Source organism: Streptomyces sp. NPDC093984 (assembly GCF_044764595.1).
In the GTDB taxonomy this organism is placed as follows: Bacteria; Actinomycetota; Actinomycetes; order Streptomycetales; family Streptomycetaceae; genus Streptomyces; species Streptomyces cynarae.
Genome location: NZ_JBIWIM010000024.1, coordinates 17,711 through 36,661, shown reverse-complemented (window position 1 = coordinate 36,661; position 18,951 = coordinate 17,711). Strand labels below are relative to the sequence as shown.

The 18,951-nt window shown below is 71.0% G+C and carries 22 protein-coding genes and 1 pseudogene; 10 read left to right on the top strand and 13 right to left on the bottom strand.

Features of this window, described 5'->3' with window-relative positions; genetic code table 11:
* Window positions 1-2: 2 nt before the first annotated feature.
* Window positions 3-428 carry a hypothetical protein gene (locus ACIRC0_RS37450; RefSeq protein ID WP_403625898.1) on the bottom strand — a complete coding sequence of 142 codons (426 nt, stop codon included), beginning with the start codon at window positions 426-428 and terminating at the stop codon, window positions 3-5.
* 71 nt (window positions 429-499) lie between these two features.
* Between ACIRC0_RS37450 and ACIRC0_RS37445 the strand changes: the two genes are divergently transcribed.
* Window positions 500-970, top strand: a complete 471-nt coding sequence (locus ACIRC0_RS37445; RefSeq protein ID WP_403625895.1) for an EamA family transporter — start codon at window positions 500-502, stop codon at window positions 968-970.
* A gap of 39 nt (window positions 971-1,009) precedes the next feature.
* Complete coding sequence (locus tag ACIRC0_RS37440; protein WP_403625892.1) at window positions 1,010-1,240, top strand: hypothetical protein; 231 nt, start codon at window positions 1,010-1,012, stop codon at window positions 1,238-1,240.
* Between the two features lie 15 nt (window positions 1,241-1,255).
* On the opposite strand, the gene ACIRC0_RS37435 is transcribed toward ACIRC0_RS37440, so the two are convergent.
* From ACIRC0_RS37435 to ACIRC0_RS37420, 4 genes are all read right to left on the bottom strand, one after another.
* Entirely contained in the window at window positions 1,256-1,393 is a 138-nt protein-coding gene (locus tag ACIRC0_RS37435; protein ID WP_403625889.1) for a hypothetical protein, read from the bottom strand.
* Window positions 1,390-1,902, bottom strand: a complete 513-nt coding sequence (locus tag ACIRC0_RS37430) for an acetoacetate decarboxylase family protein (protein WP_403625886.1) — start codon at window positions 1,900-1,902, stop codon at window positions 1,390-1,392. The genes ACIRC0_RS37435 and ACIRC0_RS37430 overlap by 4 nt, the downstream gene beginning before the upstream one ends.
* 305 nt (window positions 1,903-2,207) lie before the next feature.
* Window positions 2,208-2,927 carry an LLM class flavin-dependent oxidoreductase gene (locus ACIRC0_RS37425; protein ID WP_403625883.1) on the bottom strand — a complete coding sequence of 240 codons (720 nt, stop codon included), beginning with the start codon at window positions 2,925-2,927 and terminating at the stop codon, window positions 2,208-2,210.
* Window positions 2,928-2,987: 60 nt separating this feature from the next.
* Window positions 2,988-3,500: a sigma-70 family RNA polymerase sigma factor gene (locus tag ACIRC0_RS37420; RefSeq protein WP_403625880.1), complete on the bottom strand. Its 513-nt coding sequence runs from the start codon at window positions 3,498-3,500 to the stop codon at window positions 2,988-2,990.
* A 404-nt stretch (window positions 3,501-3,904) separates the two neighbouring features.
* Here ACIRC0_RS37420 and ACIRC0_RS37415 point away from each other — a divergent pair, with 404 nt between their 5' ends.
* Window positions 3,905-4,609, top strand: a complete 705-nt coding sequence (locus ACIRC0_RS37415) for an alpha/beta hydrolase (protein WP_403625877.1) — start codon at window positions 3,905-3,907, stop codon at window positions 4,607-4,609.
* Between the two features lie 72 nt (window positions 4,610-4,681).
* A complete protein-coding gene (locus ACIRC0_RS37410) occupies window positions 4,682-5,008 on the top strand; it encodes a nuclear transport factor 2 family protein (RefSeq protein WP_403625874.1) in 327 nt (108 codons plus the stop codon).
* 541 nt (window positions 5,009-5,549) lie between these two features.
* Here the strand turns inward: ACIRC0_RS37410 and fumC are convergent.
* The 4 genes and pseudogenes from fumC to ACIRC0_RS37390 all read right to left on the bottom strand — a co-directional run bounded on the left by fumC (window position 5,550) and on the right by ACIRC0_RS37390 (window position 10,847).
* Window positions 5,550-7,013: a class II fumarate hydratase gene (gene fumC / locus ACIRC0_RS37405; RefSeq protein ID WP_403625871.1), complete on the bottom strand. Its 1,464-nt coding sequence runs from the start codon at window positions 7,011-7,013 to the stop codon at window positions 5,550-5,552.
* Window positions 7,010-8,688: pseudogene (locus ACIRC0_RS37400) on the bottom strand (NAD-dependent malic enzyme). The gene fumC and the pseudogene ACIRC0_RS37400 overlap by 4 nt, the downstream one beginning before the upstream one ends.
* Window positions 8,689-8,853: 165 nt before the next feature.
* Window positions 8,854-9,480 carry a YoaK family protein gene (locus ACIRC0_RS37395; RefSeq protein ID WP_403625930.1) on the bottom strand — a complete coding sequence of 209 codons (627 nt, stop codon included), beginning with the start codon at window positions 9,478-9,480 and terminating at the stop codon, window positions 8,854-8,856.
* Window positions 9,481-9,617: 137 nt separating this feature from the next.
* On the bottom strand, window positions 9,618-10,847 hold the full coding sequence (locus tag ACIRC0_RS37390; RefSeq protein ID WP_403625868.1) for an MFS transporter: 1,230 nt from the start codon (window positions 10,845-10,847) through the stop codon (window positions 9,618-9,620).
* A gap of 259 nt (window positions 10,848-11,106) precedes the next feature.
* Between ACIRC0_RS37390 and ACIRC0_RS37385 the strand changes: the two genes are divergently transcribed.
* The 4 genes from ACIRC0_RS37385 (at window position 11,107) to ACIRC0_RS37370 (ending at window position 14,057) form a co-directional block, all read left to right on the top strand.
* On the top strand, window positions 11,107-11,967 hold the full coding sequence (locus ACIRC0_RS37385; RefSeq protein ID WP_403625865.1) for an NAD-dependent epimerase/dehydratase family protein: 861 nt from the start codon (window positions 11,107-11,109) through the stop codon (window positions 11,965-11,967).
* Window positions 11,968-12,109: 142 nt separating this feature from the next.
* Window positions 12,110-12,988 (top strand): LysR family transcriptional regulator, encoded by an 879-nt coding sequence (locus ACIRC0_RS37380; RefSeq protein WP_403625862.1) that lies wholly within the window; start codon window positions 12,110-12,112, stop codon window positions 12,986-12,988.
* An 89-nt stretch (window positions 12,989-13,077) separates the two neighbouring features.
* Window positions 13,078-13,230: a hypothetical protein gene (locus ACIRC0_RS37375; protein ID WP_403625859.1), complete on the top strand. Its 153-nt coding sequence runs from the start codon at window positions 13,078-13,080 to the stop codon at window positions 13,228-13,230.
* Window positions 13,230-14,057, top strand: coding sequence for an amidohydrolase family protein (locus ACIRC0_RS37370; protein ID WP_403625856.1), 828 nt, complete (start codon window positions 13,230-13,232; stop codon window positions 14,055-14,057). The genes ACIRC0_RS37375 and ACIRC0_RS37370 overlap by 1 nt, the downstream gene beginning before the upstream one ends.
* Window positions 14,058-14,164: 107 nt before the next feature.
* Here ACIRC0_RS37370 and ACIRC0_RS37365 read toward each other — a convergent pair whose 3' ends face one another.
* Entirely contained in the window at window positions 14,165-14,401 is a 237-nt protein-coding gene (locus ACIRC0_RS37365) for an SsgA family sporulation/cell division regulator (protein WP_403625853.1), read from the bottom strand.
* On the bottom strand, window positions 14,398-15,210 hold the full coding sequence (locus ACIRC0_RS37360) for a LysR family transcriptional regulator (RefSeq protein ID WP_403625850.1): 813 nt from the start codon (window positions 15,208-15,210) through the stop codon (window positions 14,398-14,400). The genes ACIRC0_RS37365 and ACIRC0_RS37360 overlap by 4 nt, the downstream gene beginning before the upstream one ends.
* Before the next feature lie 102 nt (window positions 15,211-15,312).
* Between ACIRC0_RS37360 and ACIRC0_RS37355 the strand changes: the two genes are divergently transcribed.
* The gene (locus ACIRC0_RS37355; RefSeq protein ID WP_403625847.1) at window positions 15,313-15,810 is read left to right on the top strand and encodes a nuclear transport factor 2 family protein; all 498 of its coding nucleotides are present in this window, start codon (window positions 15,313-15,315) and stop codon (window positions 15,808-15,810) included.
* A 1-nt stretch (window position 15,811) separates the two neighbouring features.
* Window positions 15,812-16,738, top strand: a complete 927-nt coding sequence (locus ACIRC0_RS37350) for an NADP-dependent oxidoreductase (protein ID WP_403625844.1) — start codon at window positions 15,812-15,814, stop codon at window positions 16,736-16,738.
* 22 nt (window positions 16,739-16,760) lie between these two features.
* Here ACIRC0_RS37350 and ACIRC0_RS37345 read toward each other — a convergent pair whose 3' ends face one another.
* Window positions 16,761-17,183 carry a DUF2000 domain-containing protein gene (locus tag ACIRC0_RS37345; protein ID WP_403625842.1) on the bottom strand — a complete coding sequence of 141 codons (423 nt, stop codon included), beginning with the start codon at window positions 17,181-17,183 and terminating at the stop codon, window positions 16,761-16,763.
* Window positions 17,180-18,871 carry an alpha-keto acid decarboxylase family protein gene (locus ACIRC0_RS37340; RefSeq protein WP_403625839.1) on the bottom strand — a complete coding sequence of 564 codons (1,692 nt, stop codon included), beginning with the start codon at window positions 18,869-18,871 and terminating at the stop codon, window positions 17,180-17,182. Before ACIRC0_RS37340 ends, ACIRC0_RS37345 begins: the two co-directional genes overlap by 4 nt.
* Window positions 18,872-18,951: the final 80 nt, after the last annotated feature.

Genomic DNA, 18,951 nt, shown 5'->3' with positions numbered 1-18,951 from the left:
TATTACAGCACCGTGGGCGGGGCGACGCGCAGCCCGAACGACGCCGGAGGTGCCCACGGTGAAGAGTCCCCGCCCGGATCGACGGGATGCCGCAGTGGCACGGCCCTGATGCTGGGCCAGATCTTCAGCCTGCAGGTGGGCTCGGCCCTGGCCGAAGAGGCGTATGCGACCGCGGGTCCGACAGCGTTGGCGGGTATGCGGATCGTCTTCTCCCCGGCGTTCCTGTGGCTGTTGGTCCGGCCCCGACTGCGGCAGGTGACGGCCCGGCAGTGGCGAGCGGCCGTCTCCCTCGGGCTGGTGCTCGCGGCCATGAACCTGGCGTACTTCCACGCCATCGGCCATCCGCCGCTCGGGGTGGCCGCCACGTTGGAGTTGCTCGGCCCGCTCGGGCTGTCGATCGTGCTGTCCCGCCGGCCCGAGCACGTCATGGCGGCCCTGCTGGCGCTCGCCGGCGTGCTGCTGGCCGCGCCGGGTAGCGTCCCTTCCCGCGGTCGGGGTCGTGCTCGGTGTCACCGCGGCGGTGCGCCGGGCCGGGTATGTGCTGCTGAATCAGCGGGTCGGGCGTCTGTTCACCGACTGGACTGGCCTCACCCTGGCCCTGGCGTGCGGCGCCTGTGTCCTGGCCCCGGTCACCGTCCTCACCGACGGTCGGGATGTGGCCGCCCACCCTGGCGTACTGGGAACCGGGGCCGCGGTGGCTCTGCTGTCCTCCTTGATGCCGTACTCGCTGGACATGACGCTCCTGCGGCGAATCGACACACGCACCTTCGGGGTACTGCTCGCGCTGAGCCCCGCCGTGGGGGCGGGGATCGGATTCGCCTTGCTGCACGAACAGCTCACGGCGCGCCAGCTGGCCGCCACGGCGCTGATCGTCGCGGCGGGCGTCTGGTCGCTGCGCCGGGCGACTGCGAGCCACACGCCCGCACGCCCCTCCGCTTCCCACATCGGGGAGAGCCGGCGGCCGGTGTAATGGTTGAAGTTCATTAGAGGGTTACCTCACCGTGGTGACATGGCTTCCACGTCCATGGTCACGCTCTCGGATGACGACCACTGCCCCTTCTGCCGGACTCCGGTCTCCGGACGGCTTCGGTGGTGGGCCCTGCTATCGCGGCACCGCACCTCGGAAGGCGAGGTCGAGTACTGCTCCGGCGGGTGCGGCTGCCAAGTCCTCGTGGTCGACGGGGAGATCGTCAAGACCCTCGTCCGCCGACCACGACCGGCCCGCGTCGCCGCACCCTGACCCGCCTCGCCCCCGTCAGTCGGTGGCCGCATCCGGACCGGTGAGGATCTTCAGGTCCGTCATCGTGTACGACAGGGCGCCCCGGAATCCCGCACCCGTGCGGGTCACGGCCAGGTCGGCCAGCTCTTCGCCGGGCACGGGGAAGAAGCTCACGCTTCCGTTGCCGGTCCAGCATGAGGCGACCCGCGGATGTCGAGGATCGACATGGTCAGCTCGTGCACGGCGGGATCGTCGTAGCGGCCGGCCATCAGACGAGGGAAGTGCCGCAGGTTGACGATCGGGCGGGCGAGCGCGGGCAGGGTGTCCGTCGCACGTTGCAGGGTGACCTTCGCCTCCGCCAGCCGTCGGCCCGCCACGAACGCCGCGGCGGCGAACGTGCCTCCCGCACCGACCACCGGAGCGGCCTGGCCGGTCACCGGGAAGGCCCTGGTCTGCTGGATGCTGCCGAGCTTCTTGGGGAAGCCCTGGAACCAGCCACGGGCCAGAGCGGCGTCGTTGTCCACCCAGATGAAGGGACACCACGCCACCGGGGTGCTCTGCCGGCGCGCGTCGAGCAGCACCAGGAACTCGGCGTACTGGCTGCGGACCGGGTCGAGGTACTCCTGGTGCTCGCTGGAGAACTGCCAGTCGATGAACAGTGCGTACCCGTGTCCCGGCGACACGGATCGGGGGTCAGTCCCGCGGGAAGCGCACGTTCCGCGGCCTCGGGAGAGGTCCAGAACTCCACTCCGACAACGTTGCCGACGTAGTGCCACGGAGGCGGCCCTACGATGTTGGCGGTCCCACGAGCGGAGAGCGGAAGGCTGTAGCCCCGCAGCTCGTTCTCCGGCACGACGGTGAGGGCCGCTGGTGCCTGTGTACCGCCGGCCTCGGCCTCCTCCGCCGAGGCGGAGGGCGCCAGTCCCCCCCCACGACGGCGGCCACTCCCCCGGCGATCAGTCCCCGTCTGCCCAGTTCCTGCGCAGCCTCATGCATGGATGTTCCTCCCCGTGTCTGAATCATCGGATACGCGCCACCGTGTGCGAAGGGTGGCGGTGGTGTCGGGCGTGTGCCGCGGGCGGGGCACCGGAGTCGGTGCGCCTCGCCGGTCCGCGGTTACAGCACTACGTCGGCCAGCCTGGCCACCTCGTCGATGTCGTCGCTCGTCGGGTTGAACACAAGCTCGTCGGCGCCGATGTCCTCGAACGCCTGGACGGTCGCACGGACGGCGTCCGCTCCTCCAGAACAGCAGCGGCACCTCTCGGGTGCCCTCGGGTACGACCGGGTTGTCGCAGCCGGGCGGGATCTCGCCGCGCCACAGGCTCTTGTAGACCTCCAGGTCGCGGTCGAGCCGCTTGCCGGTGCCACGCGGACCGAGTCCGTCCACGACGAAGTCGTCGGGCCGTCCTCCGAGGCCGATGCCGAGCATGAAGCGGCCCTCCGAGACCGCGTCGATGCTCGCCGCCTCCTTCGCCAGCAGGACGGGGGGCCACACGGGGCCGAGCAGGACGTTGCTGATGAGCCCGATCCTGCTGGTGGCGCCCGCGGCGGCGGCCAGCGCGATGGTGTCCATCACGCCCGGATAGGCGATGCGGCCGACGCTTCCGAGCGTGGAGAAGCCCGGCTCCTCGGAGCGCCTGGCCCACTCGGAGATGACGGTGGGCCGTACGTTGCGGACCTGGTTGGGCAGACCGATGCCGATCTTCACGAAATGTGCTCCTAGTCGATGTCGAGTAAATCTGTGCCCGCGTCGCTGGGACGGCTCTTCTCAGCGCGTCCGGTTCGGGTGCTGGTCGCTCCCCTGGCGCCTCAGACTGTTGAGGGCGTGGTGCCGGCGGGACTTGACGGTTCCGGCGGGTATGCCGAGGATGCGGGCCGTCTCCTGGGCGGTGCGGTCGTACAGGCAGGTGTGCAGGAGGACTTCGCGATGTTCCGGGGAGAGCAGGCGCAGCAGCGCGGTCGCCTGCACGGAGGTCAGCACGGCGTCGGCGTGGTCGGGCAGGGTGACGTCCCGGTGCTCGGCGCCGACGGTCTCGTGGCGGGCCCAGGCGCTGCGCGTCCGGTCGACCACCAGGTTGCGCGTCACGGTCAGCAGCCAGCTCCTGACGGAACCCTCGGTGCTGTAGGGGCGCTCCGCATGCGACCACGCGCGGATGAGGGCTTCCTGGACGATGTCCTCCGCCGTATGACGGCCTTTCAGCAGCTTCTCGGCATAGCCGAGCAGGCGGAACTCCCGGCGCAGCATGGTGTGGGCCATATACATGTCACGTACATCCGCCATGGGTTCATCGACGGCCAGACTCATCTGGACCTCTTCCTTTGTCATCGTGACTAGGAACCGAGGACGACGCCCGGCGCTTGTCCTGGATCCGCGCCGCGACCAGTGCGCCGCCCCAGTAGGCCCGCAGAACGAGACGCAGGAGGCCTCTGGCCAGGGATTTCTTGAAGTGGCCGTGGCTCGTGGGCTGCGTTCGTTCCGTGTCGTCCATGGATCCGTCCCGGTGGGGTGAATGCTCAGCGGGCGCCCGTGTGGAGGCGCCCGCTCAGTTCTTCAGTGCTGACACGACGCGAGGCGCGTGAGGGGTTCACCGGAAGGGTTCATCGACGCCGGGGCGGGGATGGCGCGCGTTCCTGCCTCCGCACGAACACGTGCGGTTGCTTGAAAGGTCTAGTAGAAAGAGGCGCATGAGCTCCGCCCCCGCGCTTCTGCTCGTCCACGGTGCCTGGCACGGCCCCTGGTGCTGGCAGCCGCTGATCGACGAGCTGCCCGACCTGGACGTGCGGACTGTCGCGCTGCCCAGCAGTGGCCCGGACCCGGCGGCGCTGGGCGACCTCTACGACGACGCCGCGGCGATCGCGGAGGCACTGGAGGCGATCGGCGGCCCGACCGTGGTCGTCGGACACTCCTACGGCGGGTGTCCGGTCAGCCAGGCCGCGGGATCGGCGGGTGACGTGCGCAGGGTCGTCTATCTGTGCGCGCTAATGCAGGACGTGGGTGACACGCTGCTGTCCCTGGTCAACGGGGCCTACCCGCCCGACTGGGATGTGCATGAGCGGCCGGGCGGTGCTGGCCTCGGCCACTTCGACGTCCACGACCCCGTGCGTGCCCTGTACGGCGATGTGGACCCGGACCTGGCCGAGCGGTGCGTGGCCAGGCTCGGCCATCAGTCGCTGTCGGCCGTGCACCAGCCGCTCACCGAGGCGGCGTGGCGCACGGTGCCCAGCACATACGTCCTCTGTGAGGACGACGTCGCCATCCCCCTGCCCCTCCAGGAGGAAATGGCGAAGCACGCCCAACGCGTCCGCCGCCTGCGCTCCTCGCACTCGCCGTTCCTCAGCCGCCCGGCGGAACTGGCTCGACTGCTCCGGGACGAAATCGGGTTGTCATGATCGTTGATGTCGACGGGACTGCCCGGGCACCGCGAACGGCCCGTGCCCACCTGTTGCGAAGGAGTCGTCACCATGACGGACATCGAGATCCCGCCCGCCATCCGCACGTTCATCGACGCGACCAACAACGCCGACTCGGACGCTTTCGTGAACGCGTTCACACCCGACGCCTATCTCAACGACTGGGGGCGGGAGTTTCACGGACGGGACGGCGTGCGCAGCTGGAACACCACCGACAACATCGGTGTACAGGCACACTTCACGTTGAAGGGCGTGGAGAGGCCGGCCGAGGACACCTTCGTAGTGACGCTGACCGTGACGGGGAACGGCTACAACGGCACCGGGCCCATGACCTTCGTCCTGCGGGACGACCTGATCGCCAGCCTGAGGATCAGCTAGGCGCGCGGGCCCGTAACCTCGCCGGGCGATCGCCGGTGCGCGCGGCGGCATCAGTCGTCGCGTCCGAGGCCGCGGTCGGGTGCCGCTCATGTCCCCCGTCCTGGGTATGCCCTCGGCGAGGCCGTAGCGCAGGTAGACCGTGCCCGTTGGACTGGCTGCCGGCGGTTCGAGGAGTGTGACGTTCTTGGGCACCGCGCCGCCCTCGAACACCTTCTTCCCGACGCCGAGCACGATCGGGTGGTCCCACGAGAGGTCGGGCTTGCCGCGGGAGTCCACGTACTTCGGCACGCTGTTGAAGAGTATGGCGATCTCGTGTCCTCGCCGCCCTTCTGGTGCGGCCAGTAAGCGGCGAAGCCAGCTGCCGAACAAGAACCCACCGGGTCCTCGTCGGGGCCGCCGGGCGACTACCCGACGAGGTCGGGGGTTGCGAACAGCTCGATGTGGATCTGGCCCATGTCCTGCTCACGATGAGTCGGTTGTCCCGGTCGGGAGGTGGTACCTGCGGGCACCGGCAGACTCGTCGCTGCGACCGCACCGGGTTTCACACAGGGGCCGGGCCGGCCATGGCCGTCGGATCGACGATCCGGTCGAACTCCTCCCCACTGACGTACCCGGAGGCCAGCGCGGCCGCGCGCAGGGTGGTTCCCTCGTCGTTCGCCCGGTGCGCGATGGCGGACGCCTTGTCGTAGCCGATCACCGGCGAGAGCGCGGTGACCAGCATGAGCGACCGGTCGACGTACTCGTCGATTCGCTTCCGGTCCAGCTCGGCGCCCTCGACGCAGTACTCGCGGAACTTGGCGCAGGCGTCGGCGAGGATGCCGGTCATGTGCAGGAAGTTGTTGATGATGACCGGCCGCATGGCGTTCAGCTCGAAGTTGCCCTGCGAACCGGCGAAGGCGATGGCCTGGTCCTCGGAGAGCACTTGGATGCACACCATGACCATGGCTTCGCACTGGGTCGGGTTCACCTTGCCGGGCATGATCGAGGAGCCCGGTTCATTGGACGGCAGAACCAGTTCGCCGAGCCCGCAGCGCGGCCCGGAGGCCAGCCAGCGGATGTCGTTGGCGATCTTCATCAGCGGCACTGCCAGCGCGCGCAGCCCGGCCGAGGCGCCCACCATGGCATCGAGTCCGCCCTGCGCGGCGAACTTGTTGCGCGGCGTGGTGAAGGAGATCCCGGTCGCCCGCGCGATCTCCTCCGCGACCTGCTCAGCGAAGCCCTCCGGTGCGTTCAGACCGGTGCCGACCGCGGTGCCGCCCATGGCGAGTTCGAGCAACCCCGCGCAGGAGTCGACGACGCGTTCGCACGCCTGCTCCAGCCGGCGGGCGTAGCCCGACCATTCCTGGCCGACGGTGAGCGGGACGGCGTCCTCGAGGTGCGTACGGCCGATCTTCACCACGTCGCGCCACAGCTCCGCCTTGTCGGTGATGGCCTGCTGGAGCGCCCGCACGCTGGGCAGCAGGCGCTCGTGCACCGCCTTGACCGCGGCGATGTGCATGGCGGTGGGGAAGGTGTCGTTGGAGGACTGCCCCATGTTGACGTGGTCATTGGGGTGGACCGGCGTCTTGCTGCCGAGTTCGCCACCGACGAGCTGGATCGCGCGGTTGCTGATCACCTCGTTGGTGTTCATGTTGGACTGGGTGCCCGATCCCGTCTGCCAGACGTAGAGCGGGAAGTGGTCGTCCAGTTCGCCCGCGATGACCTCGTCGGCCACCCGCTCGATCAGGCGGGCCTTCCAGGCGGGCAGCCGCCCGGCGCGCCCGTTGACGATGGCGGCGGCCATCTTGACGTGGCCGTACGCGTGGTAGACCTCCTTCGGCATGTGGTCGTCGCCGATGGAGAAGTGTGTGAGCGACCGCTGGGTCTGTGCGCCCCAGTACCGGTCGGCGGGCACGTCGACGGCACCCATGGAGTCGGTCTCGCGCCGGGTGCCGGTCGCGTGCAGGCCGATGGGTACGTCGTGGATCTCGGGCACGTCGGTGCCGCGTGCGTCTGGCGTGTTCATATGGACCCGACCTCCTGCTTCTCGTAGACCGGCTCCCACATCCGGTCGCGGACGGCCCTGGCGGGGTCGGAGGGACGGTTGCCGGCGATGCCCTCGTCCATGGCCGCTTGGACGACCGCGGTGGCGGTGCGGGCGGACGACTCCCACAGGTCCTCGACCGGCGGCAACAAGGCTGCGCCGGGCTGTGACGGGTCGACCTGGTCGGCGACGGCCTGGGCGGCGGCGCACAGCATGCCGTCGGTCACCCGGGCGGCGTTCGCGACGACGGTGCCGAGCCCGAGCCCGGGGTAGAGCAGGGCGTTGTTGGCCTGGCCGATCCGGTGGGTCACGCCGCCGTACTCGACGGGGTCGACCGGGATGCCGGTGGCGACCAGCGCCTTGCCCTCGGTCCAGGCGAGGACGTCGGCGGGCATGGCCTCGATCTGCGACGTCGGGTTGGACAGCGGAAGGACGATGGGGCGCTCGCTGCTGGCGGCCATGGCTTCGATGACGTCCTGGGTGAAGGCGCCGGGCACGGTCGAAGTGCCGAGCAGGATGGTGGGCCTGACGCGGCGCACGGTCTCCAGCAGGGAGACCCCGTTGTCGCCGTCCGCCCAGCCGTCGACCTCGCCGGGGTCCCGGGCGTCGCGCTGCTGGAAGTCGCGCAGGTTTTCCATGTCGCGGGTGAGGAGGCCCGGCTTGTCGATGAGCCAGACCTGCGCGGTGGCCTGCTCCTCGCTCGCGCCGTCGCGGACCATGGCGTCGCGCAGCTGGTCGGCGATGCCCACGCCCGCGCTGCCGGAGCCGAAGACGACCAGTCGCTGGTCGCGCATGGGGACGCCGCTCACCTTCACCCCGGCGAGAACGGCGCCCAGGGTGATCGCGCCGGTTCCCTGCACGTCGTCGTTGAAGATCCGGTACTGGCACCGGTACGCCTCCAGGATGCGGCGGGCGTTGCTCGGGCCGAAGTCCTCGAAGTGCAGCAGGGCGTCCGGGAACAGGGAGGACGTGGTGCGCAGGTACCTGTCGATGAAGGCGTCGTACGCGGCGCCGCGCACGCGGGGGAAGCGGATGCCCAGGTAGAGCGGGTCCTTCAGCAGCGATCCCGGTCGGTGCCCACGTCCAGGGACACGGCTACGACACGCCTGGGGTCGATTCCGGCGGCTGCGGTGTAGACAGCCAGCTTGCCGAGGGCGATCTCGATACCGCCCACGCCCCAGTCGCCGATGCCGAGAATCTGCTCGGCGTCGGAGCAGACGATCAGGTCCACGTCCCGCGGGCCGAGCCCCAGGCCGGCGAACGCCTCCTCCATGGCGTCCGGCTCGTCGATGGAGAGGAACACTCCCCTCGGGCCGCGGAACTCGTGGGAGTACTGCTCGATGGCCTCGCCCACCGTGGGGTCGTAGACGATGGGCAGCAGCTCCGGCAGGTGGTCGCGGAGCACCTTAAAGTAGAGGGTTTCGTTGCGGTCCCGGAGCTGTTCGAGATACACGTTCTTGGCGAGGCCGCTGCCCTGGGTTTGTAGCTGCCCGTAGGCGCGCTGCGCCTGCTGCTCCAGTGTGAGCACGGCGGCCGGCAGGCGGCCGGTCAGGCCGAGCGCCTTGCGTTCGGCTTGGGTGAAGCCGACGCCGTGGTTGCGCAGCGGGTCCGTCAGTGCGTCGGGGGTCGCGGGGGTGTGCACGTTGTCCTCCGCCATGTCGAACTCCTTGTCCGTGTCGGGGCGGGTCGGAGTACCGCCCGTGGTCGCTCCTCATGTGCCAGCGTGGACGGAAAGGGACACATCGCACATCGGTCATGTGACTGGGCGTGGCATCGAAGGACGACGGCGCTTCCCGCTGCCGCGGGATCCGGGCGCCGTCGATCAGAGCGGGTCGGTGCAGTGGTGACGCCGTGCCGCGAGCGGTACGCAGGCGGCGGCGATCGCGCACAGCAGCAGGACCACGGGGGACAGCGCGGCCCAGGCACGCGCGTGTTGCAGCAGTACGGCGGAGACGGCGGCGCCCGCGATCAGGCCCACGAAGCGCAGCGGCACCCAGACGCCCGGGCGGCCGGTCCCGACACCCTTGACGTCGTTGGTGGCCAGCGTGCCGGTCAGATACGTCGTGGGAGCGGCGGCCCGTCCTGCGGCGACCATGGCGGCGGACTGCGCGCCCATCAGGAACGCGGCCCCGAACTGCATGACGTCCCGGGTCACCCGGTCAGGTGCGCCGTCGATGAGTCCCCAGATCAGCGCACCCACCGCGAGCAGGACCGCCTCGACGCCGAGGACGAGCATGATACGCGGTGCCCAGTGGGTGGCGGCCGGCACGCACCCGCGGGTGTACCGGGCCGCGACCAGCGCACCGGCGCCGAAGCCGGCGAGCGCCAGCACGGCCGCCGTCACATCGACCGACTCGCCGCGGCCCGCGGCCATGCCGAGCAGGGCGAGATTGCTGGTCATGACCCCTGCGAAAACCCGGTCCAGGGCGAGGAAGGAGACGGATTCCAGGGCTCCCGGAGGCCGCCACCAGCAGCACGACGGCGATCCGCAGTGACCGTTCCGGGCCGGCCTTCGGCTGCACCTGCTGCTTCACGGTTCTCCCGCGCCAAGGATCGTCACTGGTGGTGTGCCAGCGTAACGCTGGGCTACGGCTCGCGCCGCGCCCGTGCGGCGGAGGTGCGGGCCCACAGCAGTGCCGCGAGCGCGGTGACGGCGAGGCCGGTGAGACAGACGCCGGTCCAGCCCGCCCTCGACCACATGAAGGACGCGACGGCGGAACCGAGGGCGCCGCCGGCGAAGTAGAACGTCATGTAGATGCTGTTGACCCGGTTGCGGGCGGCCGCGTCGACGTCGTAGATGACGCGCTGGTTGAGTACGTGCAGCCCCTGGACGCCGATGTCCAGGACGAGCACGCCCGCGATGACGCCCCCGAGGCTCTGGCCTGCGAACAGGAGCACGGCGTAGGCGACGGCGATGAGGGCGACAGCGGTGGCCGTGGGCATGGGGTGGGTGTGCCGCCTGACGCGGCCGGTGAGATTGGCGGCCATCGCGCCGACGGCACCGAGGAGTCCGAACAGGCCGATGACGGCGGGCGAGTAGGTGAACGGAGCCCGGCTGAGCTGGAGTGCGGCGGTGGACCAGAAGACGCTGAACGCGGCGAATCCAAGGGCGCCGTAGGTGGAGCGGATGCGGACCGCGGGTTCGGTCCGGTAGATACGGACGGTGGAGCGCAGTACCGCGCGATAGCCGACGCGGCGGTGCGGGACGGCATCGACGCCGTGCAGAGCGCGACGCAGCACCAGGTTCACGAGGATCATCAGCACGGCGGCGCCGAGGAACAAGGGGCGCCAGCCGACGAGTTCGGTCACGACGCCGGCGACGGTCCGGGCCAGCAGCATGCCGGTGAGCAGACCGCTGATCACTGTCGCCACCGTGCGCCCGCGCTGCGCGTCGTCCGCGAGATGCGCCGCTACGGGCACGAGCACCTGCGCCGCGACGTTCGCGAGGCCGAGCACGGCGAAGGCAACCAAGGCGACGGCCAGTCCGGGCGCGACGCCCACCGCGGCCAGCGCGGCGGCGTCAAGGACCAGCAGAACGGTCAGCAGGGACCGCCGCCTGACGATGTCCGCCAGCGGAAGCACGAGCACCAGACCCGCGGCGAAGCCGAGTTGGGTGACGGTGACGATGACACCGGCGGCCTGCGTGGAGGTGCCGAGGGAGCGCGCGATCACGGCCAGCAGGGGCTGGGCGTAGTACATGTTGGCGGCGACCGCGCCGGTGGCCGCCGCCAGCAGCAGAGTCATGGCGCGTGTGATGCCGGGGGGCACGGGATCCGTCGTCGTGGGGGCGGGCCGCGCTGCGGCGGTGTGGGACATGGTGCATCTCCTGGTGAGCCGTGGTCTGGCCCTTCCCAAGCTCCGGGCGCGGCGGCCGGATGTCCAAGACCTCTTTCGGCATCGCTGATGCCTGATTGACATGAGCGGCACCGCGGGGCGTACGGGCAGCGCGCAACCGGCCCCGGTTGATGCACTTCGGGTATCAGAGACGTCGAAAGAGGTCTTGGACGCCGGTCCGCTCCCGGACGCAGGCTGGTCAGCGAAGTCGGCAGCCCACGAAAGACAGGAGCCCCTGACCATGAAGATCTTCCTCACCGGCGGATCCGGATACATCGGCAAGGCCACGATCAGTGCGCTGGTCCGCCACGGGCACACCGTCGAGGCTCTGGCCCGCAACGACCGCGCCGCCGAGACCGTCGCCTCCCTCGGAGCGACGCCGGTACGCGGCGGGCTGGGAGACCTGGGCGTGCTGAACGCGGCCGCGGCCCGCGCGGAGGCGGTCGTCCACCTGGCGCAGGCCGAGACGGGGGACGAGGACCTCGCGGCCGCCACCGCCATGCAGGACGGCATCGGCACCGGCACCTACGTGCACACCGGCGGCACCTGGGTCTACGGCGACACCGACGGAGTCGTGGACGAGACCGCCCCCTGGAACCCGCCGTCCCTGGTCGCCTGGCGCAAGCGCGTCGAGGACGCCGTGCTGCGGCGCGCACAGCAGGGTGGCCGGCCCGTCGTGGTACAGCCCGGCCTGCTGTACGGCGGTGAGAACCGCCTGATCGACATCTTCTACGGCACTCCGGGCAAGGAAGCGGGAGCCGTCCCCTACATCGGCGATGGTGCGAACCGCTGGGCGCTGGTGCACATCGACGACATCGCGGAGCTCTACGCCGCCGCCCTGAAGGCGAAGCCCGGCTCGGTGTACGTGGGCGTGGGCGGAGTGAACCCGACCGCCAAGGAGTGCTCGCTGGCCGTCGCACGAGCCGTCGGCCTCGACGGCAAGGTCGTCTCCCTCACGCTGGAGCAGGCCCGCGAGCAGATGGGCCCGATCGCGGACGCCTTCGCCCTGGACCAGCAGCTCACCCCGGCGCGCGCCGAGGCCGAGCTGGGGTGGATCCCCGCGCACACCGACCCACTGGCCGTACTCGCCGGGGGCGCGTGACGCGGGTAGGGAGCGGGCTGCGTCGGCTGGGACGGCTCGCGAGGGCCAGGCCGGTAGATTTGTGACCAACTGCCCCGCTCGTCCCAGGTGTCGGCAGGGGCGACGAAGTCGGTGAATCGGCGAAAGTGAGCGGTGAGTCCGGGTGGATCTTGACCTGCGAAAGCTCCGGTACTTCGTGGCGGTGGCCGAGGAACTTCACTTCGGACGCGCGGCGGAGCGGTTGCACATCGCGCAGCCGGCGCTGTCCCGGCAGATCCGGAGCCTGGAGGACGACCTGGGCGTCGAGGTCTTCGACCGGGACCGGCGCGGCACGCTGCTCACGCCGGCCGGGAAACAGCTGCTGGAGGACGCGGTCCCGCTGCTCGCCTCGGCCGAGGCGCTGCTGCGGCGGGCGAAGGCGGCAGCGCGGGGCACGCCCACGCTGACCGTCGGCTTCATGCCCGGCATCACGATCACCCCGGCCATGGCCGTCTTCTCCACAGTCCGTCCGGACGTCAACGTACGCCTGCTGCGGACCAGTTGGGACGACCAAGTGGAGGTGCTGCTGGACGGCCGGGCGGACATCGGCGTCGTACGGCTGCCCATCGACCAGCGCGGCCTTCAGGTACGGCCTCTGTTCGAGGAGCCCCGGGTCGTCATGCTGCCGGTGGGGCACCGCCTGGCGGACCGTGCGTCGGTAACCGTCCACGACCTCGCCTCCGAGCATCTGCTCCAGGACCCGGACGCCGTACCCGAATGGCGGGACGTGGCCCTGGAGTTGCGTGACCGGCGGCGCCCCGAAGTGCCGGCGATCCACCAGGTGGAGGAGAAGCTGGAGCTGGTCGCCTCCGGCGCGGGCATCTGCGTACTGCCCTTGTCCACCGCCAACTTCTACATCCGCCCCGATGTGATCCCACTGCCCGTGGAGGACATCGGCCCCAACGAGGTGGCCCTGGCGTGGGTGGTGTCCCGCCGCTCCCCTCTCGTCCACGACTTCGCCGAGGCCGCGGCGGAGACCCTGGGCCGGCCTCGGTCCGAGTAACGCCCCCGGGACCACCGAGGGCGCACACGACAAGCGTCTCTTCGGGGACGACACGAAGTCACGAAGTCCCCACGGGAGGAGAGCCGGTCATGACCACGGACTCGGAGCGCACACCCTTGATCGACGTGCACGCCCATTTCCTCACCCCTCGGTACGTCCGGGCCACGCAGGACGCGGGACACGCGCGGCCCGACGGCATGGCGCGGTTCCCGAGTGGGAGGCGTCCACGCATCTGGAGCTGATGGACCAGTGGGGCGTGGCGACGTCCCTGTTGTCGATCTCCTCTCCTGGCGTCCATTTCGGGGACGACACCGCGGCGCGGGCCCTGAGCCGGCATGTCAACGAGGCCGGTGCCGAGATCAAGCGGCAAAGCCCGCTCGGTTCGGGCACTTCGCCTCGTTGCCGCTCCCCGACGTCGACGGCGCCCTGGCGGAGCTGGCCCACGCCATGGACCAACTCGGCAGCGACGGCGTCACATTCGAGACCAACGCGCACGGCATGTATCTCGGAGACCCGCGCCTGGAACCGCAGACGCACGCCCGTCTTCGTCCACCCCACCTCACCGCCCAACCACCGACAGGTGGCGCTCGGCAGGCCCCGGCCCATGCTGGAGTTCCTCTTCGACTCCGCACGCACCGTCAGCGACCTGGTCTTCAGCGGTCACCTCGTCAAGTACCCGGACATTCCCTGGATCTTCACCCACGGTGGTGGTGCGCTGCCGCTGCTCAGCGAGCGTATGGAGCTGTTCCGCAGCGTATTCGCCGGTGACAGTGATCCCCCAGGGGACAATCCGCCGATCGGCCCGATCCCGGAACAGGTCGGCCGGCTCTGGTTCGACCTGGCGGGCACGCCGTTTCCGCACCAAGTGCCCGCCCTGACAGCCGCGTTCGGCACCGAGAGAGTGCTGTACGGCAGTGACTACTGCTTCACACCTGCCCTGGGCGCCAGCGCGCAGGTCACCTCCATCGACGCCGCACCGCAGCCCGACAGCGACACCTGGCGCGCCCTCACGACGTGCAACGCGCTGCGTCTGTTTCCGCGCCTGAACGGGAGCTCCGAGCACGACTGAACGCTCGGCCGGGTCCGGTCACTTCCCGTCGAGCAGCTCGCGGACAACGGCGTCCCAGTCGACACCCTCCCGTTCCTCCCCCGGCGGGAACAGTTCGCAGGTACGCGTCAGCCAGTCCTCCAGGTCGAGCCGTGCGTCTCGAGTCGCACTCTCACGAGCGGGCGGCCTCTGTACCGCACCGGCCAGATCCGGACGTCGCCTATGCCGCTGGGCTGCTGCAGACCGTCGCACAGCAGGTCGCGGCTGATCCGCCAGGGCAGGTTCGCTGTCGCGCTCGTGCGTCCGGATGCACTGCCCGAGTACCCACGAAGTCGTACGCCCCTCCGACCCCGCCGTCTCTTCAAGCCGCCGTCGGCCGCGACGGCGAACCCCGCAGAGCCGGACTGTCCACCAGCCTCCGCAGGTCGGGATTGCTGTTCTCCGGGGACCAGCAGAAAGCCAGCGTGGTGGGCGGCAGGTCGGTGACCGGCACGGCGGTCACCTCGGTCGGCAGCCGGTCCACCACCGCGGAGCCGACCACGGGGACCAGCCGTCCGAGCGCGACCCGGTCGGTGATCTCGTCGAGCCCCACCTCGGGGCAGTGCGACCGGTAACCCGGCTCCCCCTGGATGTCGGCGACCGTGAGGGCGGCACGGTCGGCCAGGCGGTGGTCCCGGGGCAGCAGCACCATCGGGTTCTCCTCCCCCACCTCGACGCCCCGCAGGCCGGTCAGGTCGTCGCTCCCCTTGCACAGCAGGGCGGCGTCCGCGACGCCGTCGCGCAGTGCGCCCGCCCGGTCATGTGTGAAGACCAGCTCGGGCTCCGGTCCGGTGTAGTCGCGCAGCACCCGCGACAGCAGCCCGCTGCCGGTCCCGGGCCGCACGGCGATGACCAACCGGGGCGCGTCGGCGGATCGTTGGGTGCGCCGGACGGCGATGTCGAGCAGACGCAGTAGGCGGCGGCACTCATCACTGAAGGTGCGGCCGGCCTCGGTCAGCTCCACCCGCCGGCTCGTGCGATTCAGCAATCGGACGCCCATGCGGCGCTCCAGGCGGGCGATGGCGCGGGAAAGCACCGGCTGGGAGATGCCCAGGTTCTCCGCCGCCCGGCTGAAGTGCAGCTCCTCGGCGATCGCCGCGAAGTACTCCAGCTCTCTGGTCTCCAGTCGATCCATGCCTTCAGGGTATTGCCGCATGCCCCATTGCTCATGGCTCCCCCGTGCGCCTTCTGGTCGACTGAAGCGGAAGGGATCACACAGCACGAGGAGAGCCCCATCATGAGCGATGAGCGCGACGCACGCGCGGTGCGAGAGGTGCTCGCCCGCTACGTCCGGGCGACGGACGCCCGCGACGGCAAGGCGCAGGGCGCCCTGTTCACCGACGACGCGGTGGTGCGGATCCGCACCAGAACCGGCCAGGGCGGCTACGAGCCGTTCGGCGAGCCTCTGATCGGCGGCGCCGCGGTCGCGTACGCGGTCGAGAACTACATGGCACCGCACCCCGAGGGCGGCGCCGGCCACCACATCACCTCGGACCACATCATCGAGGTGGACGGCGACCGTGCCCACATGAACGCGCAGTTCATCGTGTTCCGGATACGCGCCCGACGCCGCCCGGAGACCGGCTGGCCGGCGGACACCTTCGGCACCCAGGGCAGCGTGGAGCCGGTCGAGTCGGGTTACTACGACACCGAGCTGCGCCGGGTCGACCGTGAGTGGAAGATCGTGCGCCACGACGTCCTGCTGGACATGCCCATGGCCGTTCCGGGGGCCTGACATGAAGGCCATGGTCTACGACCGCTACGGCGGCCCCGAGGTGCTGAGGCTCGCCGAGCTGCCGGAGCCGAAGACGCACGTCGACTCCGTTCTCGTACGCGTGCGCGCGGCGGCGCTGAACCCCGCCGACCTCGCTCTCCAGGCCGGCGCGCTGGACGGCGCCGTCGCCACCTACTTCCCGGTGATACCGGGCTGGGACGTCGCCGGAGTGGTGGAGCGGGCCGGTCTCGCGGCCGGTGAGTTCGCGCCCGGCGACGAGGTCGTCGGGTACATCCGCGCCGACGTGCAGCACGCGCACGGCGCGCTGGCCGAGCTGGTCTCGGCGGACGTGCGCACCCTGATGCACAAGCCCCGCTCCATGGACTTCACGGAGGCGGCCGGGCTGCCCCTCGCGGGCCTGACCGCCTACCAGGCCGTCGTGCACGCGCTGGACGTCCGGGCGGGCGAGACGCTGCTGGTGCACGGCGCGGCGGGCGGGGTGGGGTCGCTGGCCGCGCAGATCGGCCGGGCGCGAGGCGCGCGCGTCGTCGGGACCGCCTCGCCCGGCGATCACGACCACCTGCGCTCCCTCGGCATCACTCCCGTCGCCTACGGGGAGGGCGTCACCGAACGCGCCCTTGCCGTGGTGCCCGCCGGTGCGGACGCCGTCCTGGACACCGTCGGCAACGGCATCCTGGCGTCGGCCGCCTCCGCCGCCCGGCCGCGCGCTCGTGCGGCCTCCGTGGCGGAGGTCGGGTTGCCCGGTGTCACCCCGGTCTTCTGCCGGCTGGACGGCGACGACCTGCGGGCGGTGGCCGAGCTGGCCGACTCCGGGCGGCTCGGTGTACGCGTGGGGCGCACCTTCCCGCTGGAGCGCGCCGCCGATGCCCAGCGGGCGCTGGCCGCGGGGCGTACGGGCGGAAGGGTCGTCGTGACCGTCGGAAGCTGAGTCTCTGGAGGTTTCCGGCCGGTCAGCGCAGCAGCGGCAGGCTCCCGGTGAGGCTGTTGACGGCCTTGCGGGTGCCGTAGAGCGCGATCGCGGCCCGCTCCAGTTTCTCGGTGGGGGTCGCGGCGACCAGTTCGGTGAGTTCGTCGTAGCTGTTGGTCGTCTGCGCGACCGCCGGGAACTCGCACAGTCCGAGGCCCCGTTCGACGGCGCGGGCGCAGATCCGGCCGAGTTCGTCGCGGTCGGCGCGCAGCACGGGCAGGCCGGTGGTGTAGGTGCCGGTGTGGGCCTGGCCGTCGGCGTCCTTGAGGTCGGCGCCGAGCAGGTGGGGCATCCTCGCGCCGACGATGAGGCCGGCCACGGCCGCCGCGTTGGCCAGGTGGCCGGGCGGCAGGTCCTGGTCGACGACGATGACGAGCCGTTCGACGGTCTCGGGGGTCTGGTTCATGCTTCTCCTCCGTTCCGGGCCCGCACGGTGCGGGCGAGCCGGTGCAGCAGTTCCGGCATGTCGTCCATGCCGGTGTGGACCTCGACGAGGACCATGCGGTCGGTGGTGCGGCGCGCTGCCTCCAGGGCGGCGGCGAGTTCCGCGGGGGTGGCCGCGCTCAGCACGAGCGCGTCGGGGGCGCCGAGTGCGGCGGGCATTTTCTGCCAGTCCCAGGCGGCGATGTCGTTGTAGGCGGCGCGCCGGCCGTGGATCGCCCGCTCGACGGTGTAGCCGTCGTTGTTGACGAGGACGATCACCGGAGTCAGGCCCTGGCGGGCGAGGGTGCCCACTTCCTGGACGGTCATCTGGGCCGAGCCGTCGCCGATCAGCAGCAGGCCGCGCCGGGTGGGGTCGGCGAGCTGGGCGCCGAGCAGCGCGGGCAGCGTGTAGCCGATCGAGCCCCACAACGGCTGGGCGATGAACCTCGCCCCGCCGACGAGGTGTTGGGTGCACATGCCGAAGAAGGAGGTGCCCTGCTCCGCCACCACGGTGGTGTCCGGGCCGATCCAGGCGGCGAGCGCCGGCCACAGGTGCGCCTGGGTCAGCGGTGCCTCCGGGTCGGCCGGCACGGGGGCCACTGGCACGGCTGGCGTGGGGAGCTCGGTGCGCTGCGGGCCGCCGAACCGGCGCGCGACCAGTTCGGTGAGGACGGGGAGCGCGGCGGCCAGGGGCACCTTCTCGAATTCCTTGCCGTCCACGCGCGCGGAGCCGGGGCCGAGGTCGATGCCGGACTCCGGGTCGAAGCCGTGGGTGAAACCGCCGGTCGTGGTGTCGGCGACGACGACTCCCACCCGGATCAGCAGGTCGGCGCCCTCCACGACCGCACGCGCTTCGGGTGCTGCGAGCGCTCCGCAGTAGACGCCGGCGAATCCCGGGGTGTCCTCCGGCAGCAGGGCCTTGCCCGAGGACAGGGTCGCCCAGGGCAGGTCGCCCGCTTCGATCAGGCCGGCCAGCAGGTGTCGTACGCGAAAGCGGTCGGCCAGGAAGTCGGCGAGCACGGCGGCGCTCCCGGCCTCGTCGATAAGTGTCGCGGCGGCGGCGCAGAAGGCGGCCAGGCTCTCTTGGTCGGTCTCGGCTGCCGCGTCCAGTGTCCCCGTGGGCGCCGCGACCCGAGCGTCCGCGACATCGGAGGGCAGCCGCAGATAGCCGGGGCGGCACTCGCGCAACGCGGTGGTGAGCACCCGGTCGATCTCGCTCGCCGCGGTCTCGGGCCGGAGCACGGCCGAGGCGCAGACCACGGGGGCGTGGGCGCGGGCGAAGCGGTCGTAGTCGCCGTCGGCCGCCGTGCGGTGGACCACCGCTCCGGCTCGCTCGGCCGCCTGGGACGGGCCGACTGTGATATGCACCAAGGGCACGCGTTCGGCGTAGCTGCCGGCGACGCCGTTGACCGCGCTCAGCTCGCCCACGCCGAACGTGGTCAGCAGGGCGCCGAAGCCTCGGGTGCGGGCGTAGCCGTCGGCCGCGTAGGCGGCGCCAAGTTCGCCGGAGGTGCCCACCCAGGTGATGTCCGGGGAGGCCAGAACCGTGTCCAGAAGTGCGAGGTTGTAGTCGCCGGGCACACCGAACACGTGGTGTACGCCCAGCGAGGCGAGGCGGTGCAGCAGGTACTGCGCGACCGTGATGGTCGGGGGTGGCTCGGTCGGGCTCATGTGTTTCAGCTTCGCCGCGCGGCCGCGGTCGTCACCAGAGAGGTATCGGAGAAGCTCGCGGTGCAAAACTGTGGAAAGCA